This window comes from Bradyrhizobium japonicum USDA 6 (assembly GCF_000284375.1).
Taxonomy (GTDB): Bacteria; Pseudomonadota; Alphaproteobacteria; order Rhizobiales; family Xanthobacteraceae; genus Bradyrhizobium; species Bradyrhizobium japonicum.
Map to the genome: position 1 here is coordinate 6,385,376 of NC_017249.1, position 16,714 is coordinate 6,402,089.

Genomic DNA, 16,714 nt, shown 5'->3' on the forward strand with positions numbered 1-16,714 from the left:
GCATCCTTGTTGGAGGTTGGAAACATCTACTGCTCGGTGCGCGAGGAATCTTTCCAGCGCGAAAGGTCCTTTTTGGATCGCACGCCTGCGAGGGGCGCCCGCCGGCGCGCAGCAGGTTCATTTCGTTTGGGTCACCCTGTCCCGCAGCGATAGAAGCGACATTGATGCGAATACGCCATCGCGACGGATCAATGCGTGGAACAGCCCCGCCGCCAGATGCAGCAGCACGAGGGCAAAGAACGCGAAACCCAGATAGACGTGGGCATTCCAGAGCAGCGTGTGCATCAGGTCGCTCTGCGGCAGCAGCGCGGGAATTCGGATCCCGCCATACAGGACGACCGGATAGGCCGCAGCCCAGAGCATGCCGAGACCGAGCAACGGCATGACGATCATGAGGCCATACAGGAGCTGATGCGACAATCTTGCTCCAAACTTCATGGGTCTCGAAAGATCGGCCGGCAATGGCGGCGCACCGTAATGCAGTCGGAACGCCAGCCTGATCAGAACGAGGACCAGCAGAATGACGCCGATCGTCTTGTGGACCAGGATGAGCGGCAGATATTTCGGCGCTACGGTGGAGACCATGCCGACGCCAATGAACAGCATGGCGAGGATGCAGACCGCCATCAGCCAGTGCAGAACGCGCTGGATCAGGGCAAAACGATGAGGAGCGCTGGTCATGGCTTGGCGGCCTCGGTTCGCGGGTAGTCCCTGGCTTCGGCCGCGCGCAGATCGTAGGATTTGCGGTAGACCGATGAGCGTGCCGCCGGGAACGGATCGTCCGACACCCGGATTCCCTGCGGCAGGACGGTCGGATCGAAATTGATGTCGCGGCATGGTCCATCGCGCTCCGGCTCGATCCGCTGCACGATCAGCGTTCCGACCTCCACCTTGCGACGGTTCTCCGGCCAGGCCTTGCTCGGGTCCGCGGTCGGATCACCGGGATCGGCGACGGTCGTGACCATGGTCCAGCGTTGCGGGCCGGCCGTGCGGACCCGCTCCACGATCTCCTGCTCGAGAAAATCCGGGCCGCGTTTTTCAAGATCGGCTTGCGAGACCGGCACGCCCTTCGCCATCGGCACCAGCGACCATCGCACCGCCCGCTCGCCGCCCTTCGCGTCCGTGAAGATGAAGCTGTTGAGGCCGTTGTAGAAATCCTCGGCATAGCTCGTGGTCCAGGGCGCCGTCTTGGCCCAAGCCGCGAAGGGGCCGAATTCCGGGTTGGCCTGAATGAACGCCTTCATCGCCTCCGGATCCTTCTTGCCGGATGCGATCAGCAGATCGTGAAATGCTTGCGGCGTGGAAACCGCAAAGAACGGCGGGTTGATCATCGCCATGCGCCACTCTTCGCCGTCTGCCGTCGTGATCTGCAATCCGAGGCCGCGGACGCGCACGGTCGCATCGACCGCGTTCGGATCGGCCGTGCCGAGATTGAAACGGCCCAAGGCCGGATAGTGCCCCTGCGCGAAGACCTTTGCCTTCGAGAGCTCCGCACCGTTTCCATTCGCCTCAAACGTCCCGGTGAAGCAGATTCCCTTGGCATGATTTCGCCGATGCCCGAGCGGCGGGCCGCTCGGAGGCGTCAGCGCAGCGATCATCCGTTCCGGCGTCAGACGCCCCGACGAGAGCCATCCCGCAGTGTATGCGAAGGCAACCGCGCCGCCGCCCACCACGGCCGCAATCAGGACGAGGGACCCAAGCCCCGAACGTGGTAGCTTGCCTTGATTCATCCGGTCTCCTTTGCGATGCGCAGACCGCCGGCGATCGGGTGCGCGCGACGCTCTTTCGACCGACGCAGCTTCCTTGTAGCCGGCGGCCAGGGCCCGATCTTTTCGAACCCACCGCCAATTTCGCGAAGGCACGCCGGAGCTGTCTTCCGCGTTCGCCGGACCCGGATCCGGCTTCGGGCATTCTCGAAATTTTTCGTGCTATTTGACAATCGATCGTGATGCCCGAAAAGACCCACCCTGCGCCCCGCCCTATTCCAGATGCGCTTCGCACGATGGCCGCGGTCGACTCCCGAACGATGGACCGTGTCGCGACGGGGCCGCCAGCGCCGCAAAGGCTGGAATGCGATTGGGAATCGAATGAGCAAAGTGATCATCGTCACGGGTGCGGCAAACAGCATCGGACGAACCACCTGCCGGCAACTGATGCAGGCAGGCCACACGGTCTACGTTTCAAGCCGGGAAATGAGTGGCCCTATTGCGCAAGGGATCGAGGAGGCTGGATCAAATCCCGGCCAGCCCGGCCCCGATCTCCGCACGATCGAGTTCGACGTCTCTTCGGAATCCTCAGTGACCTCGGCCGTTGAGACCATCATCGCCGAAAACAGCCGCCTCGACGTGGTCGTGCACAATGCCCGGCAAGTCGTTTACGGACCCGCAGAAGCCTTCACGCCGGAACAGCTTGCCGAGCTCTACGATACCAACGTCCTGATCGCACAGCGTCTCAATCGCGCGGCATTGCCACAATTGCGCAAGCAGGGTCAGGGCTTGCTGATATGGATCACGTCAAGCAGCGCGCGGGGCAGCTCGGTTCCGTTCCTCGGCGCCTGTGCGTCAACGGAAGCCGCCCTTGATTCATTGGCGCTCAGTTACGCCGGCGAACTCGCACGTTGGGGCGTCGAGACGACCATCATCGTCCCCAGCGCTCTCGGACCCGGCCACTATGTCCGCTCCGGTCGGCCGCAGGATACTGTTCGGGCGGAAGAATACGCGGATGGTCCGACCGCCGACGTGAGTGAAATCGCGCTTGCAGGACTCGCACAGCTTTCGCCGAAGGACACGTGCCCGCAAGATGTCGCAAGCACAGTTGCGAATGTCGTGAATATGCCGTTCGGACAACGTCCGCTGAAAGTTCATTTCAGCCCGGATGACGATGGGGCGGCAGCCGTCGACGCCGTTGCCGACCGCGCTCGCACGGAACTGTTCCGCCGGATCGGCCTGGAGGATCTTCTCAAGCCGGTGCTGATCCGATGAGATCATCAATCGGCGGAGATTTCCCCAATCGACGGTCGTTTCCTGAAAGATCAGGGCTCTCCCCGGAGCCCCCTGCCCCCCGACGAAAGTGATCGGCGACATCCATCGGTGATCCTTTACCGCGATACTGCCGGATGTTACGTTTTAAGTTGCCACCGCGGTCACACGTTTCGGCCCGAGTTCAAGTCATAGAGTACGACGCGTCGGTCGTCGGATTTGATATTTCCAAATGGTCCACCGCTGGCAGAGCAACGCCACAACAGCCACGACCGGACCCTCTCTCCAGGAGAGCTCCGCTCAAGAGATTTTCGTCTTTGGGCCGTTTCGTCTGGACGCCTCGCAGAGACGGATCGAGAAAGATGGCAATCCGGTCCAACTGTCGGCTCGCGCATTTGACCTTCTGCTGACACTGATCCGGCATGCGGGCGAAGTCGTCAGCAAGGGCGATCTGATAGCCAGGACATGGCCAGGCTCCAGCGTCGATGACAACAGCCTGCGCGTCCATATCGCAGCACTCCGCAAGGCGCTCGGGGACGGCAATGCCGGCGCCAAATATCAGAGCACGGTCTCGGGACAGGGTTATTGTTTCGTCGGTTCGGCCGCGATCCCGCCGCAGAATCAACCTGCACCGACCAAGCCTGTTCGCGCGCACAACCTGCCGGCACATCCCTGGCAGATGGTGGGCCGCGAGCAAACCATCCAGGATATATCGGAAAGGCTCAAAGCCCAGCGTTTCATCACGGTCGTCGGCCCGGGCGGCATCGGCAAGACGACGGTCGCTATTTCCGCGGGCCACGCCCTTCTCGCCGAATTCGCCGGCCAGGTTCACTTCGTCAGTCTCGGCGAGACCCGCGATGCCGCTCTGGTACCGGCCATTGCAGCATCTTCGCTCGGACTGCGGGCGCGGTCGGACGATCCCTCAAACAACCTTGTGGCATTCCTGCGCGACCGACGGATGCTGCTCATTCTGGATTGCTGCGAGCATGTCGTCGACGCCGCGGCGGCGCTGGCCGAGCGGCTCTACCAGGAGGCACCGCAGCTGCACATCATGGCCACGAGCCGGGAGCTGCTGCGGGTCGAAGGCGAGCACACATACCGCCTCTCGCCTCTGACAAGCCCGCCGGAAAATGCCGTTCTGACGGCCGAGAGCGCGATTGCCTACCCCTCCATAAAGCTCTTTGTGGAGCGCGCGGCCGCAGCTGGGGGTGGGTTCGGATTGACGGATGCGAACGCGTCGGACGTCGGCAACCTCTGCTGTCGGCTCAATGGCATCCCGCTCGCGATCGAGCTCACCGCCGGCCATGTGACCGCCTACGGCGTCAAGGCCATGGTCCAACTCCTCGACAAGCACTTCAATCTGCTGTGGGAAGGACGACGCACGGCACTGCCCCGGCACCGGACGCTTCGCGCAACAATCGAGTGGAGCTACGATCTTCTGTCCGGGCCCGAACGGGTGGTTCTCAACCAGCTATCCGTGTTCGTGGGCAGCTTCACCGCCGATGCCGCCCGAGCGATCGCCGGCAGCGATGCGACCAGCGACGACACGACCATGGCTGCGCTCGACAACCTCGTGGCCAAGTCGATGCTTGCCTTGAACCAGGGCTCGCAATCGATCCGCTACAGGCTCGCGGACGCGACGCGGGCCTACGCGCAGGAGAAGCTCGCCGCCAGCACCGACGCCGAAATCGTGCCGCTACGCCACGCGTCCTATTTTCGGGATTTGCTTGAAAAGACGGCCGACGAGCCGAATGACGGCCTGTCGTCGATGGCCGATCAATTCGGCGACATACGCGGCGCGCTGGCGTGGTGCTTCTCGGATCGAGGCGACCGCAGAACCGGCGTCGGCCTCGCTGCCGCAGCGATCCCCCTGTTCTTCAAGCTGTCGCTCTTCACCGAATGCCAGCTCTGGGTCACGCGCGCAATCGAAGCGCTTCATGAGACGGGCGGAAGTATCAGGCACGACCTCGCACTTCACGCCGCGCTGGCGTCGGCGCGGATGCTGACGGGACAAATCGACGAATTGGGCATCGGCTATCTCGACAGAGCCGTCCGGCTGGCGGAGACAATTGGCGATGTCGCCGGCCAAATCCGTCTGATTGGCCGACTGCATCTGCTCCAATTGCTGGTCGGCAATTTTGACGATGCGCTGGCCACCGCAAGGCGCGGCGAAGCGATTGCCCTCGCCAGCAGCGATTCCGTCGGGGTGGCGCGCATGCGCATGTTGCTCGGCACGTCGTGCCACTATCTGGGCGAGGTTGCCGCGTCTCGCTCGTACGTCGAAGCGGCGCTGTCCCATCCGGGACTGGAAGGCGACTCCCGTGGCGGCCTGACATCCGATTACCCGAGGCGTCCTCAAATCACCCTCGCCCGCATCTTGTGGCTCGAGGGACATCCGGATCAGGCCACGGCAACGGCGCGCCAAGCCATCTCCGATGTGATCGCCATCAACCATCCGACCATATTGTGCATAGCGCTGCCCTGGGCATTCGGCGTTTTCCTTTGGAACGGGGATGTAGGGGTGTGCGAGGAGCACATTGACAGGCTCCTCGTGGAGACCCGCAAGCACAATCTCGCCACCCTCCAGACGGTCGGCGACGCCATGAAGGGCATTGCGCTGTTGGGCCGCGGCGAGAGTGATACCGGGCTGGCCATGCTGAACGGCTCCGTCAAGAAGCTGCAGAGCCAGCGCTACGGCGCGGCGGCCGGACTTTGCGTGCCGCTCGCGGAAGCTCTCGCGGCGACAGGTCGTGGAGATGAAGCACTCGACATCCTCGATCAGGCGATTGCCCGGGGCCGGCGTCGCAACTTCATGGTGGAGATGCCGGACATGTTGCGGGCAAGGGCAGAAGTGCTGATCCGCAAGGACAATCCCGACTACCTGGAGGCGGAGCGGAGCCTGGCGCAGTCACTTGACCTGGCCCGACATCAGGGGGCGCTCGGTTTTGAGTTGCGCACGGCAATCGGTCTTGCAGGGCTATTGCAGCGGCGGGGCCGACGCAGTGAAGCGCGAGACGTGCTCGCGCCCGTCTATGGACGATTCACCGAGGGGTTCAATACGCCCGTCCTGAAAGCGGCCAGCGAATTGCTGGCCGAATTGGCGTCTCCGTCTTCGGGCTCGCTCGCCGCCAGTTGATGGCTCCGCAACGGGCGCGCCGAACCCGCAGCGACATGCGGTGTGATCGCAACTTCTGTGGGCCGGGTCGTGCGGCCGGCCGCGATGCCGTGCAATCCGGATAGAAGCGCGCGGCGTGGAAAGACCGCGTCGACGGGCCGGCGCATTCTTGGTCCGGCAATAGGACTTCGAAGCCAATGTTCTGGAGCACGGGGGATGCGGCGCTCGCCGAGGCTGCACCAGCGTCCGACGACATGTATCGGACGCCGCCCCCGGGGCATCCTGTAGCACCGTCCGTCAGTCCTATGAGGTCGAAAACTCCGTCATCATCGCTCTCGCGAGCCTGAGATCCGTGGTCTCGAAACCCTCGGTGAATTGGCCGTACACAAGAGCCAGGATTTGGTGCGCATCGACGGGACGGCTCTGACTCATCCTTAACCGCGCCAGGCTGATCGCGGCCCTCAGCTCCCAGAACAACGCACCTTGGCCACGCGCCACTTCGAACGCCTTGTCGAAGCACTGCTCGGCGGCGATAGCCGAGCGACGCTCGCCGGGATGCCGGAGCAACTCGCCCTTGATGCGCCAGAGCTCGGCCGCGTACCACCGCTCATCCCTCGCCTCACAGCGCGCGAGCGCCTCATCCGCGGTCGCGAGCCCCAACGATACTTCGCCGACCTCTCCGAGACATGCCGCCAGTTCGCCGAGTGGAAGCAGGAAGCGCGGCAGGAAGCGCGCCTCGCCCGCCAGCTCGAGCGCCTTGCGCAGCAACGTCAGTCCGGCGGCGACATCGCCGCGTCGCGCCATCACCATGCCCCTGAAGGCGCGCGCCCACACGTTCCACAGACGGATCGGATGACGTTCGGTATGCTCAAGCAACATGGTGCAATAGCCTTCCGCCGCATCGAGATCGCCGGCCAGGAAAGCAATCGGACAGGCCCCCTGGCCAAGCACGCTGCAGAAGGTCAGGGCATGACCACTCGCACGGCCCTCCTCGACATTGCGCTCGACGACGTTCAGTGCCTGATCCGCCAACCCGAGAAGCCACAGGATGCGCGCCTGGAAATAGCGCGCCGAGGCTCGCAGGTCGAACCTGAAACGGATCACCTGCGGCTTCGCCGCCAGATCGGAAAGGCGAGACAAGGTCCGCCCAATGTGATGATGCGCCAACCGCTGGTCACCGAGGTAGTGCAGCGTGGTGGCGAGCAGCCGATCGCCCATCATCCGGTCGACCGAATTTTGGGAATCGGCCACGATATCCGCGAAGCGGTGCGCGAATTCCAACGCCTTGCGGAACTCGCCGTTGTTGAATTGATCGATGCACAGCCCCCACAGCGCGCGCAGGAGATAGTCGCTGTCGCCGAGCTGCTCGGCCAGCTGCAGGGTCGCAGCCCAGGCTGGACCGGCCTCCCGAGCCCTGCCGACGCCGTACATCAGTGACCAGCCAAGCGCGGCCGACAACTGCATGCGGAGCCGCAATGCGCCCGCGGCGCTGTCGTCGAGGCTGGCCAACGCCTGTTCGGTCCGCTCGCGGCACTCGGCGAGGAGCGACAATTGTACCCATAACGGAACGGCCCCTGCGGTCAGCGCCACTCCGATCTGTGCATCTCCGCCGGGCGAGAAAGCCCAATCGAGGCTGGATCGTACGTTGTCGATGTGCTGGCCATAGAAGCCGAGCCACTCCGCCTGCGGCGTCACTTCGCTGTCAGCTTCCGCATTCGCAAAGAACCCGCAATAGTATCCGGCCTGGCGGCGCGCTACGCCCGGAAATTCGCCGCTGGCGTGAAGCTTTTCCATCGCATAGGCGCGCGTGGTGTCCAGCAGGCGATAGTACGGGCGCTCGCCGCGAATATCCGCAAGGACGAGCGACTTTGCCACCAGATTGGCAAGCTCCGCGGTGACATCGCCCATCCCTTCGCTCGCGACCGCGATCACGGCATCGAGCAGAAACTCTCCGGCAAACACCCCGAGCCGCCGCAGGACTCGCGCCTCGGCGTCCGGCAATAGATCATAGCTCCAGTCGAGCGTCGCACGAAGCGTTTGCTGCCTTGGTAACGCAGTACGGCGGCCGGTCGTCAGAAATTTGAACCTGTCGTCGAGAAGTGCCGCGATCTTCGGCGGACTGAGCATCACGGCGCGTGCCGCCGCGAACTCGATCGCGAGCGGGATGCCATCCAGCCGGCGGCAGATGGCTGCGACGGCATCGAGATTCTCTTCGTCGAGCGCGAAGCTGGAGCCCAGCGCCTTCGCTCTCGTCGTGAACAATTCCACCGCTGTGTAGGCCGATGCGGCCTCAGACCCGAGCCGGACTTCGGGCGGCACACCCAGGGGCGGAACGCGATAGACCTGTTCGCCGTCAATGCGCAGCGCTTCGCGACTTGTCGCCAGGATGGTCGTTCCAGGACAGTGGCTGACGATCGTCTCGGCCAGTTGGGCCACGGTATCAACCACGTGCTCGCAATTGTCGAGAATGAGCAACAACTGCCTGGCGCCAATCGCGCGCGCTATGGAATCCGGGGTGATCTCCTCTCCTTCGAGCTTGATGCCGAGCATGCTGGCGACGGCCGAGCACACGAGCTTGGGATCGGGCAGCGAGGCCAATTCGACTAGCAATCGGTCGGCCGCAAAACCGGCTGGCAGCGTTCTGGCGGCTTGTAGTGCAAGTGCCGTCTTGCCAATCCCGCCAGGCCCGATGAGGCTCACGACGCGATAAGCCGACAGAAGCTCCCACAAACGCGCGAGCGCGGTGGTGCGGCCGATGAGAACGAATGATGCATTGGGAATGTTGGTCGACGGCGGAGGCTGGGGTGCGGCAGATTGTAGCGGGGCATCCATCTGGCGGGTCCGCCATGAACCCAGCAGGCGATAGCCCCGGCCGACTGTTGTCGCCAGCATGTCACGATCCGAACCAAAGGCCTTCCGGATCGCCGCGATATGAACCCGGAGTGCACTCTCCTCGACGAAGACGCCGCGCCAGACACGCTCCGTCAGGTCATTCTTGGTGACCAGCCCGCCTTCGGCCTGAGCCAATTCCGCAAGAATCTCAAAGGCACGACCGCCCAGAGGAACGGACTCTCCCATCGAGCGCAGTTCGCGTCTGGCAAGATCGATCTCCCATTCAGCGCAGGCGTAGACGGGGCGCTGGTTTGGCTCGGCCATCATCGGCATAGCCCCAGGCGGTTGCTTGATCTTACGCCCAGCGTATCACCAACGCTTTCAAAATACACAATGTGTCGGGCGACCAAGGCCGCCAGACACTCGCCGCAAATATCGCAATGCTCGCGCGTCAGCAGCCGCGACAGATGGATCCTTCCAGCATCTTCTCGACCCGTGCGTCCTCCTTGTCGATGGCCGCATCCGAGCCGAGCAGCGGTCCCTTCGTCGGATGACCAACTCCCTCCGATGACGGGAGCGCGGTGCCAAGCGAGTTCGTTCCCGGTGCAGCAGCGCTCGTACCGAGCGCGCCACCGCTCTCCATCGACATGTGGGATCCCATGCCGCCGCGGGCAGATGCAACGCCCGAGAGCGCAAGGCTGGCGACGACGCAGAGAAACCAGAGCAGTCTCATGGCTCACACTCCTCATGTTGTATGACCTGCACCTAGAACTGGACGTCGCACACGATTCGACCACGCACGATCGCGCGAGCAACTCTGACAACCGTGACAGATTCGGCTTCGAGGACGCATCAGACCTTGGTAACCGCGCGCCCAGCCTGATATTCCCGTCATCTTTCTCCTCGGCGGCCTGGTCCTATGCCGATCAAGAGCCCGCCGCATTTGCATCAATGTATCCTGATCGCCACGTGCTGAATGGCGGCGCATTGACGCCGGCAGGACGAATGGGTCTCGAGCGGCCCGGTGGCGCGGCTCGGGTGTTCGGAGCTGGCCACATCTACAACCGCCACGGGTATCGATAAGCGGCGGCAACACGCAAAAGTAAATTGCCGCGTAACCATGTCCGTCTGTGACCCGGCTCGGAGTGCGACCGCGCCATGCGGCGCCCCCCGCGGGTCCGGAGCCTCAATCGATATCATCGGTTCCGAACGTTTGTTCGCGACAACGGCGGGACGGCGTCAAAGGCACCGCAGATCGGGCGCCGATGACGGGCCAATTCTACGCACACCATTGTAAAACTTCACAGTTCTTCAGCTTCTGTAATCCGGCTCGATGCGGGTCCCGCGCTACACTCCAGCCATCGACTGTTGGACGAGCAGGCTCTCCCTTGGCGCCATACCGCCGCTCGGCAGGCACGATGACCAGCAGCGCTATGGAGGCATCGCTTGATCACCGGTGGAAGTGGCCATTTGAGTCCGGACATTGCGAGGCGCCTGCGAAATCTAGCGATCGGCGCCGTCATATCTGCGGCCGGCGCAGCCAGCGCCTCTGCGCAACAGCGATATGATCCCGGTGCGAGCGACACCGAGATCAGGATCGGCAACATCATGCCCTATAGCGGCCCGGCATCGGCTTACGGCATCATCGGCAGGACGATGAGTGCGTATTTTCGCATGGTCAACGACAATGGCGGCATCAACGGCCGGACAGTCGAGTTCATCTCCTACGACGATGGCTACAATCCGTCCCGAGCGGTCGAGCAGGCACGGCGGCTCGTCGAGGACGACGAAGTGCTCGCGATCTTCGCCCCCTTCGGTACCGCGAGCAACGCCGCCATTCAAAGGTACATGAACAATCGCCACGTGCCGCAATTGTTCGCCATATCGGGAGCATCTCGCTGGGCTGATCCCGTCCATTTTCCGTGGACGATCGGCTGGCTACCGAGCTACCGAACCGAGGCACGCATCTACGCGGACTATATCCTGACGCATCACCCTGGCGCCAGGATCGGCGTCCTCTACCAGAACGACGACTTCGGACGTGATTATCTGGCTGGCCTGAAGGACGTGCTGCAAGACAGGTACCCGCAAATGGTGGTTGCGAGCCTGCCATATGAAATCAGCGAACCGACAATCGACTCGCAGATCGTGGCGATCAAGGCGGCCGCCCCCGACATTTTCATCAATGTCGCCACGCCAAAATTCGCGGCTCAGGCGATCAGGAAGCTCGCGGAGCTGGACTGGCATCCCGTCCACATCATGACGAACGTCTCGGTTTCGGTCGGCTCTGTGTTGAAGCTCGCAGGACTGCACAACGCGAAGGGAGTCTTGAGTGCCGGGTACCAGATGGACGTGACCGACCCGCAGTGGGACTCATACCCGGCCATGCAGCACTTTCGCACGTTCATGGCGAAATACTATCCGGACGCAGATCGATCCGAAAGCGGCCCGCTGGTGGCATTCAATATGTCGAGCGCGCTCGTTGAGGTGCTGAGGCGCTGTGGCGACGATCTCACGCGCGAGAGGATCATGCAGGTGGCGACGGACCTCGATATCGAGGGTGCAGCCTATATTCCCGGCGTCCGGGTCAAGACATCGCCGACGGACTTTCGCCCGATCGAGCAATTCCAAATGATGCGCTTCACCGGCGAGACGTGGGAATGGTTCGGTCCGCTCATGAATGGCCATGCGGACCAGATAACGCTTTCGCCCGACTAGCGGGCAATCGCTTTCGAGATGAAGCGCGGGCGACGACTTCGTGCAAAGGCGAAAGTGATCGTTCAATTGACACTGCTCATCCGACACATGCGTACACATGTCTGGCAGGCGAGCCGAGGCGTTCCCGGCGTCGCTTTGTCAAGGAGACGTGCAATGACTACACTGAAGCTCTTGTCGGCCGGACTGATGGTTTCGGCCATGATCGCCTCCCCCGCGATGGCTCGCGAAGGCAACAACCAAGCGCGCCGGACCAATGCCGACGCCTATGCGTCGGTTCAGCCCGTTCCGGTGACCTCCAAGCGCAACTGTGTCCGCGCTCCCGACGTCGGTGCGTATGCGAGCGACCCCTGGCGTCGGCCTCCGTGCGAGCCCAAGTGGGGCTATTGAGCACGCCAACCGGAGCGAGCTCCCTTGCCGCAAGGCAATCGTCAGCGCTGACTTGAAGAGGTTCATCTCGGCGCTTCGGGAGCTTCCGTCTCACGGACGTGACTGGAGGAAGAATGGCGGCCCTATGAAGCCCCGTTCTTCCGACCAGCCATGTCCGAGGCGCATTGATCCGTCCCAATAGCGTAGCCCCGGCATCTGCCGCGTACAATGATGGATGGCGAAGCCGGCTCCATCGCGGACTCCACCAACCTCGCCATTGCCGTCTCAGGCCCCACGAGGGTAGGCCTACTCGCTCGAGGCAAGGGCTTCAAAGATCGAATCCAGCCGCAGCGGCATCTCGCCATCGACTCGGCGTGTCACCCGCGAAGCGCCTGAACGTCGTCGTGAAGTGGGCCTGGCTTTGAAAACCCACTGTGAGCGCGACCTCAACAATCGGCATCTCGCAGCCCCGCAGCAGATCCTTGGAACGCTGTATCCGGTGCCGCAAGATATATTCGTGCGGCCTGCAACCCGTCGCGGCGCGGAACTGGGCGGCGAAATGCATCCGGCTCAGGCCCGCAGCCGCGGCAAGATCCGCCAGCACGATTTTCTTGCGGAAGTGAGTCTCGATATAGTCGAGCACTCGCTTGAGCCGCCACTTCTGCAATCCCTGGACCGGCCTTTCAGAAGTGCATTGGCCGACGCGGGCTCGCTCGTCGAACCTCGGCTGCGCCTCGGACCGCAAGGCAAGGAGCCGGGCAATGACGGCAAATCGCAGGGCGTCGACGCAAAGGGCGCTATGGGTGGCCTTCAATCGCTCCATCGAGACGAGAGCTTCGGACAGGCGCTGAACAACCGGATCGTCATTACAAATGGGCGCCGTTGTCACAGAACTAGGTGCAGTCATGACCGCGCGTTGCCACGGGATTTCAACGCGCAGCCAGCCGGTGTCGCGCGCCGGATTACACCGTGATATGCTGGAGCTGCGCCGTGGCTGCCCTTCGATCGCGATGACCAGACCGAGCCGCTCGAAGGCAATCGTCGTTGCATCAAGGGAGGACAGATCGTCCCCGCGCGAAACGGTGGCAGGGGCGATGACCTTCGGAAGCGGCGCGATCGACGCCATTGCCATGGCCGAGCGGAAATCTGTGTCGTCCGCGGTGGCGGTCGCCTGGGTGTCGCCATGCTTCGGTTGTGGCGACAATAATAATGGCTGAGACATGATCTTACTCTTGCAAGGATAATCCGAACGATGATGCCCCATTCCGGCGAAGCGCATCGATCGCAGAGTAAGGTAGCAAGCTATGGCCCGATCGCGAGTGAAGAGGCGCAAAATCAGGAAACTTCAGGCTCCTTCGCCGACATACCGACACCGGCGAAGCGATGCGTCGTGCCATCCTTTCAATCGAGATACCGCGCGATATCCTGCAGCTCGCGATGTGTACAGGTGTCGCTTCGGCCGCTCGATATCGAAGAGACCAGGCAGGCCGCCGAGCTTCTGAACCGTCGCGACGCGAAATCCCCTGCCGTGTGTTGCTGTCGGGATGTGCTGCACGCTCCTTCCGGCCCGCTCTCCCATCTTGGCACTCTCATTCGTCCTCACGAACTCGTGTAGCAGGCAACGAGCTAGCCATGGCGAACGGCCGACTACTGAGAAGGTCGTCTTGACACCCCAACGGCCTCCCCTGTAGGACACCTGGGCATACTGACGCTTTCAGAATCTTGCAGGGGCGGTGATCTTTGGGGGTCTCGTCACTCTCCTAGATTGCGGCAGTGAAGTTGATCCACGGACCCCCCTTATGTCGCCTTCGCCCGCCGTACGAACCTACTCTTTCGGTAACTGGCTTATCGATTGCCAGCGGAGAGAGCTGAAGTGCGACAACATCACGGTCCCGATCGGAAGCCGCGCATTCGAGATTCTCGAGAAACTGGCGAGTTGCGCCGGTCACCTGGTGACCAAGGATGATTTGATCGGAAGTGTCTGGTCAGGCCTGGCCGTCGAAAACAACACGCTCCAGGTTCATATCTCCGCCGTCCGCAAGGCGCTGGGCAAAGATCGCGATCTCCTCAAGACAATCTCGGGCCGTGGATATACCCTCGCCGGGACCTGGCGAAGCGGGCATTTGGATCAGCCCGCAGCGACATCGGTATCCGTCCCTACCGTCGACTCCTTTTCGAGTAACCTGCCGAACACGCGCGCTCCTCTCATCGGGCGCGAGGATTGCCTGAGCGAAATTGCCGAACTTATGTTCGCATATCGGGCCGTGACTTTGGTCGGCCCGGGCGGCATCGGGAAAACAAAGCTGGCCATCGAACTTGCGCGCCTGGTCGCATCATCATTCGATGGTGCGGTGGCGCTGGTCGAGCTCGCGACCTTGCATGATCCGGGACTTGCGACATCGACCACCGCGCGGGCGCTCAAGCTGGCCTTGAGTGACAAGGAGGTTTCGGCCGCCTGCATCGCCCAGGCTATCGGGTCACGGCGTCTGCTTCTCATCTTGGACAATTGCGAGCATGTCATCGACGTCGCTGCACAGATCGCGAGTGCTGCACTTCGCTATTGTCCGAATGTCACAATTCTTTCGACCAGTCGGGAAGGCCTCCGCATCGATGGCGAATACGTCGCGGCCATCCCGCCGCTGTCGGTTCCTGACTCTGGTTTGCGTGATCCCGGTTTGCTGTTGCAGGCAAGCGCCGTGCAGCTCTTCGTCGCTCGCACACAGGCGCTACGCGCGAACTTCTCTCCGGGCGCGGACGATCTGCTGAAAGTGGCTGCCATCTGTCGCCGGCTCGACGGAATTCCGCTTGCGCTGGAATTTGCCGCGGCTCAGGCCGCGAATCTTGGGGTTGACACCGTCTTGCTTCGCCTGGACAGGCGAATGGAGTTGCTGAGCGGCGGCCGCAGGGACCAACTGCCGCGGCACAAGACCCTGCGAGCGACGCTGGACTGGAGCTACGATCTGTTGTCGCCCGACGAGCAAAGGCTGTTGTGCTGGCTCGCGGTGTTTCCGGCAGGGTTCACACTCGATGCGGCCATTGCAATGATGGCCGACGCGTTGTCCCGGTCGGACGTCATCGAAACACTGTTCAATCTGGTCGGAAAATCGCTGGTCTCGCTCGATCCCTCCTTCGAAGGGCGGTGGCGTCTGCTGGAGACCACCCGCGCTTACGCCCTGGAGAAGCTGGCAGAAGCAGGGCTGTGCGAGCAGGCCAGCAGGCGGCATGCAGGCTTTCTCAGGCAGCTCATCATGCCACTGGGCGATGCCTCCCCCGCCTCCGACGATCTCGCCCGCCTTGCCCAGGAAATTGGAAACGTGCATGCGGCGCTCGACTGGGCCTTCGCACCCGGCGGCGATGCCGCGCTCGGCGTAGAACTGACGGCCGGCTTTGTGCCGGTGTGGATGCAACTGCTGTCCTTCATGGAATGCTCGACCCGGATCGAGCACGCTCTCGCCCATCTCGACGGGAAGCTGACCTGCAATCCAAGGCTCAAGGCGCAGCTCTATGTCGCGCTGGGGTTCGCGCTTCTCAATACGACTGGCTCGGCGGATCGCATGAAAGCGGCCCTGAACATCGGCCTTGCGCTCGGCGAAGAGCTGTCCGATCTCGAGCTTCAGCTCAAGGCTGTTTGGACGCTGTGGAGCTATAATCTCAACTCGGGCCAATACGACGCGGCCAAGAATGTCGGAGAGCGATATCTGGAGATCGCCCTTCGCACGGGAAACCCCGCCAACGAGACGGTAGGCCGCCGCCTGATCGGCGCCGCCACCCATTTTTACGGCGCACAGGAGGAAGCTCGACGCGAACTGACCCTCTCCCTGAACCACTCGGCTCATGGATTGAAGGACGGCACGAACCAGATGTGGTTCCTGCTCAACCAGAGCGTCCTAGCAAAGGCCATGTTAGCCCGCGTGCTGCTGCTCCAGGGAAAGATCGCCCAAAGCAGATCCCTGGCCGCGGAATGCCTCGAGGAGGCGCAGCGTGAGAAGGACAAGCTCGCGATCGCTTACGCGCTCCGGAACGCCGTGTGCCCCATTGCGCTGATGACGCATGATGTCGCCACTGCCGATCAAGCGATCGCGTCTCTCCTCGAGCTCGTCACGCGCGAGGGAATAGCTTTCTGGACGAGCTGGACGTCCTGCCTGAAGGGGCAGTTGCTCGTCCTGCAAGGCAGACATCACGATGGAATAGAGCTGCTGCGCAGCGGACTGAAAGCGCGGGCCGAGAACGGCTGGCTGATGCGCAATCCCGAATTTCTCGGATCGCTCGCCGAAGGACTGTTCGCGGTCGGCGAGACTGCGCAGGCCCTGGCCGCCGTGGAAGATGCCCTGACCATCTCCCGGCAAGGCCAGCAATTATGGTGCCTTGCTGATCTGCTGCGGATCAAGGGCGAGATCCTGCTTGCCGATGGCTCGTCAGATCGGTCCCGCTCGGAAGTCCTGTTCTCCGAGGGCCTGTCCGTTGCCAGAGAGCAGCAATGCCGCTTCTACGAGCTGAAGGTCGCGGCAGCCTGGGCAAGGATCATGGCGGCGTCGGACCGCCAGCAGACCGCGCTTGATCTCGTCGGTCCGGTCAGCGCTCTGTTCGATCGGGAGGTCGATCTTCCCGCGCTCGCCTTTGCGCGCGGTCTCGCTGCAAGTCCGGGCATCTCGATTTCGACATGCGGCGACGACGGGGCCCCGTCCTGCACCTGCCACTAGGTTGC

Annotated in this window: 11 protein-coding genes; 6 read left to right on the forward strand and 5 right to left on the reverse strand. The window is 62.7% G+C overall.

Annotated features, from left to right (window positions below):
- Positions 1 to 117 precede the first annotated feature (117 nt).
- Entirely contained in the window at positions 118 to 681 is a 564-nt protein-coding gene (locus BJ6T_RS30275) for a cytochrome b (RefSeq protein ID WP_014496359.1), read from the reverse strand.
- Positions 678 to 1,730 carry a catalase family peroxidase gene (locus BJ6T_RS30280; RefSeq protein WP_014496360.1) on the reverse strand — a complete coding sequence of 351 codons (1,053 nt, stop codon included), beginning with the start codon at positions 1,728 to 1,730 and terminating at the stop codon, positions 678 to 680. Before BJ6T_RS30280 ends, BJ6T_RS30275 begins: the two co-directional genes overlap by 4 nt.
- A 357-nt stretch (positions 1,731 to 2,087) precedes the next feature.
- Between BJ6T_RS30280 and BJ6T_RS30285 the strand changes: the two genes are divergently transcribed.
- Both BJ6T_RS30285 and BJ6T_RS30290 read left to right on the forward strand, forming a co-directional pair.
- Positions 2,088 to 2,981 (forward strand): SDR family NAD(P)-dependent oxidoreductase, encoded by an 894-nt coding sequence (locus tag BJ6T_RS30285; RefSeq protein ID WP_014496361.1) that lies wholly within the window; start codon positions 2,088 to 2,090, stop codon positions 2,979 to 2,981.
- A 229-nt stretch (positions 2,982 to 3,210) separates the two neighbouring features.
- The gene (locus BJ6T_RS30290; protein ID WP_014496362.1) at positions 3,211 to 6,114 is read left to right on the forward strand and encodes an ATP-binding protein; all 2,904 of its coding nucleotides are present in this window, start codon (positions 3,211 to 3,213) and stop codon (positions 6,112 to 6,114) included.
- Positions 6,115 to 6,396: 282 nt separating this feature from the next.
- On the opposite strand, the gene BJ6T_RS30295 is transcribed toward BJ6T_RS30290, so the two are convergent.
- Together BJ6T_RS30295 and BJ6T_RS30300 are read right to left on the reverse strand one after the other, a co-directional pair.
- The gene (locus tag BJ6T_RS30295) at positions 6,397 to 9,258 is read right to left on the reverse strand and encodes an ATP-binding protein (protein WP_014496363.1); all 2,862 of its coding nucleotides are present in this window, start codon (positions 9,256 to 9,258) and stop codon (positions 6,397 to 6,399) included.
- A gap of 118 nt (positions 9,259 to 9,376) precedes the next feature.
- The gene (locus BJ6T_RS30300) at positions 9,377 to 9,658 is read right to left on the reverse strand and encodes a hypothetical protein (RefSeq protein WP_014496364.1); all 282 of its coding nucleotides are present in this window, start codon (positions 9,656 to 9,658) and stop codon (positions 9,377 to 9,379) included.
- 14 nt (positions 9,659 to 9,672) lie between these two features.
- Between BJ6T_RS30300 and BJ6T_RS49715 the strand changes: the two genes are divergently transcribed.
- The 3 genes from BJ6T_RS49715 to BJ6T_RS30310 all read left to right on the forward strand — a co-directional run bounded on the left by BJ6T_RS49715 (position 9,673) and on the right by BJ6T_RS30310 (position 12,030).
- Positions 9,673 to 10,008, forward strand: a complete 336-nt coding sequence (locus BJ6T_RS49715) for a hypothetical protein (protein ID WP_014496365.1) — start codon at positions 9,673 to 9,675, stop codon at positions 10,006 to 10,008.
- A 387-nt stretch (positions 10,009 to 10,395) separates the two neighbouring features.
- Positions 10,396 to 11,643, forward strand: a complete 1,248-nt coding sequence (locus tag BJ6T_RS30305; RefSeq protein WP_028169637.1) for an ABC transporter substrate-binding protein — start codon at positions 10,396 to 10,398, stop codon at positions 11,641 to 11,643.
- Between the two features lie 153 nt (positions 11,644 to 11,796).
- Entirely contained in the window at positions 11,797 to 12,030 is a 234-nt protein-coding gene (locus BJ6T_RS30310; RefSeq protein WP_014496367.1) for a hypothetical protein, read from the forward strand.
- Between the two features lie 307 nt (positions 12,031 to 12,337).
- Here the strand turns inward: BJ6T_RS30310 and BJ6T_RS30315 are convergent, their stop codons facing one another.
- On the reverse strand, positions 12,338 to 13,231 hold the full coding sequence (locus tag BJ6T_RS30315) for a helix-turn-helix transcriptional regulator (protein WP_014496368.1): 894 nt from the start codon (positions 13,229 to 13,231) through the stop codon (positions 12,338 to 12,340).
- 577 nt (positions 13,232 to 13,808) lie between these two features.
- On the opposite strand from BJ6T_RS30315, the gene BJ6T_RS30320 reads away from it, so the two are divergent.
- On the forward strand, positions 13,809 to 16,709 hold the full coding sequence (locus BJ6T_RS30320; protein ID WP_028169636.1) for an ATP-binding protein: 2,901 nt from the start codon (positions 13,809 to 13,811) through the stop codon (positions 16,707 to 16,709).
- Positions 16,710 to 16,714: the final 5 nt, after the last annotated feature.

Coding starts and splice junctions, on each gene's coding strand:
- BJ6T_RS30275 (WP_014496359.1), bottom strand. CDS start 681: ATGACCAGCGCTCCTCATCGTTTTGCCCTGATCCAGCGCGTTCTGCAC.
- BJ6T_RS30280 (WP_014496360.1), bottom strand. CDS start 1,730: ATGAATCAAGGCAAGCTACCACGTTCGGGGCTTGGGTCCCTCGTCCTG.
- BJ6T_RS30285 (WP_014496361.1), top strand. CDS start 2,088: ATGAGCAAAGTGATCATCGTCACGGGTGCGGCAAACAGCATCGGACGA.
- BJ6T_RS30290 (WP_014496362.1), top strand. CDS start 3,211: ATGGTCCACCGCTGGCAGAGCAACGCCACAACAGCCACGACCGGACCC.
- BJ6T_RS30295 (WP_014496363.1), bottom strand. CDS start 9,258: ATGCCGATGATGGCCGAGCCAAACCAGCGCCCCGTCTACGCCTGCGCT.
- BJ6T_RS30300 (WP_014496364.1), bottom strand. CDS start 9,658: ATGAGACTGCTCTGGTTTCTCTGCGTCGTCGCCAGCCTTGCGCTCTCG.
- BJ6T_RS49715 (WP_014496365.1), top strand. CDS start 9,673: ATGTTGTATGACCTGCACCTAGAACTGGACGTCGCACACGATTCGACC.
- BJ6T_RS30310 (WP_014496367.1), top strand. CDS start 11,797: ATGACTACACTGAAGCTCTTGTCGGCCGGACTGATGGTTTCGGCCATG.
- BJ6T_RS30315 (WP_014496368.1), bottom strand. CDS start 13,231: ATGTCTCAGCCATTATTATTGTCGCCACAACCGAAGCATGGCGACACC.
- BJ6T_RS30320 (WP_028169636.1), top strand. CDS start 13,809: ATGTCGCCTTCGCCCGCCGTACGAACCTACTCTTTCGGTAACTGGCTT.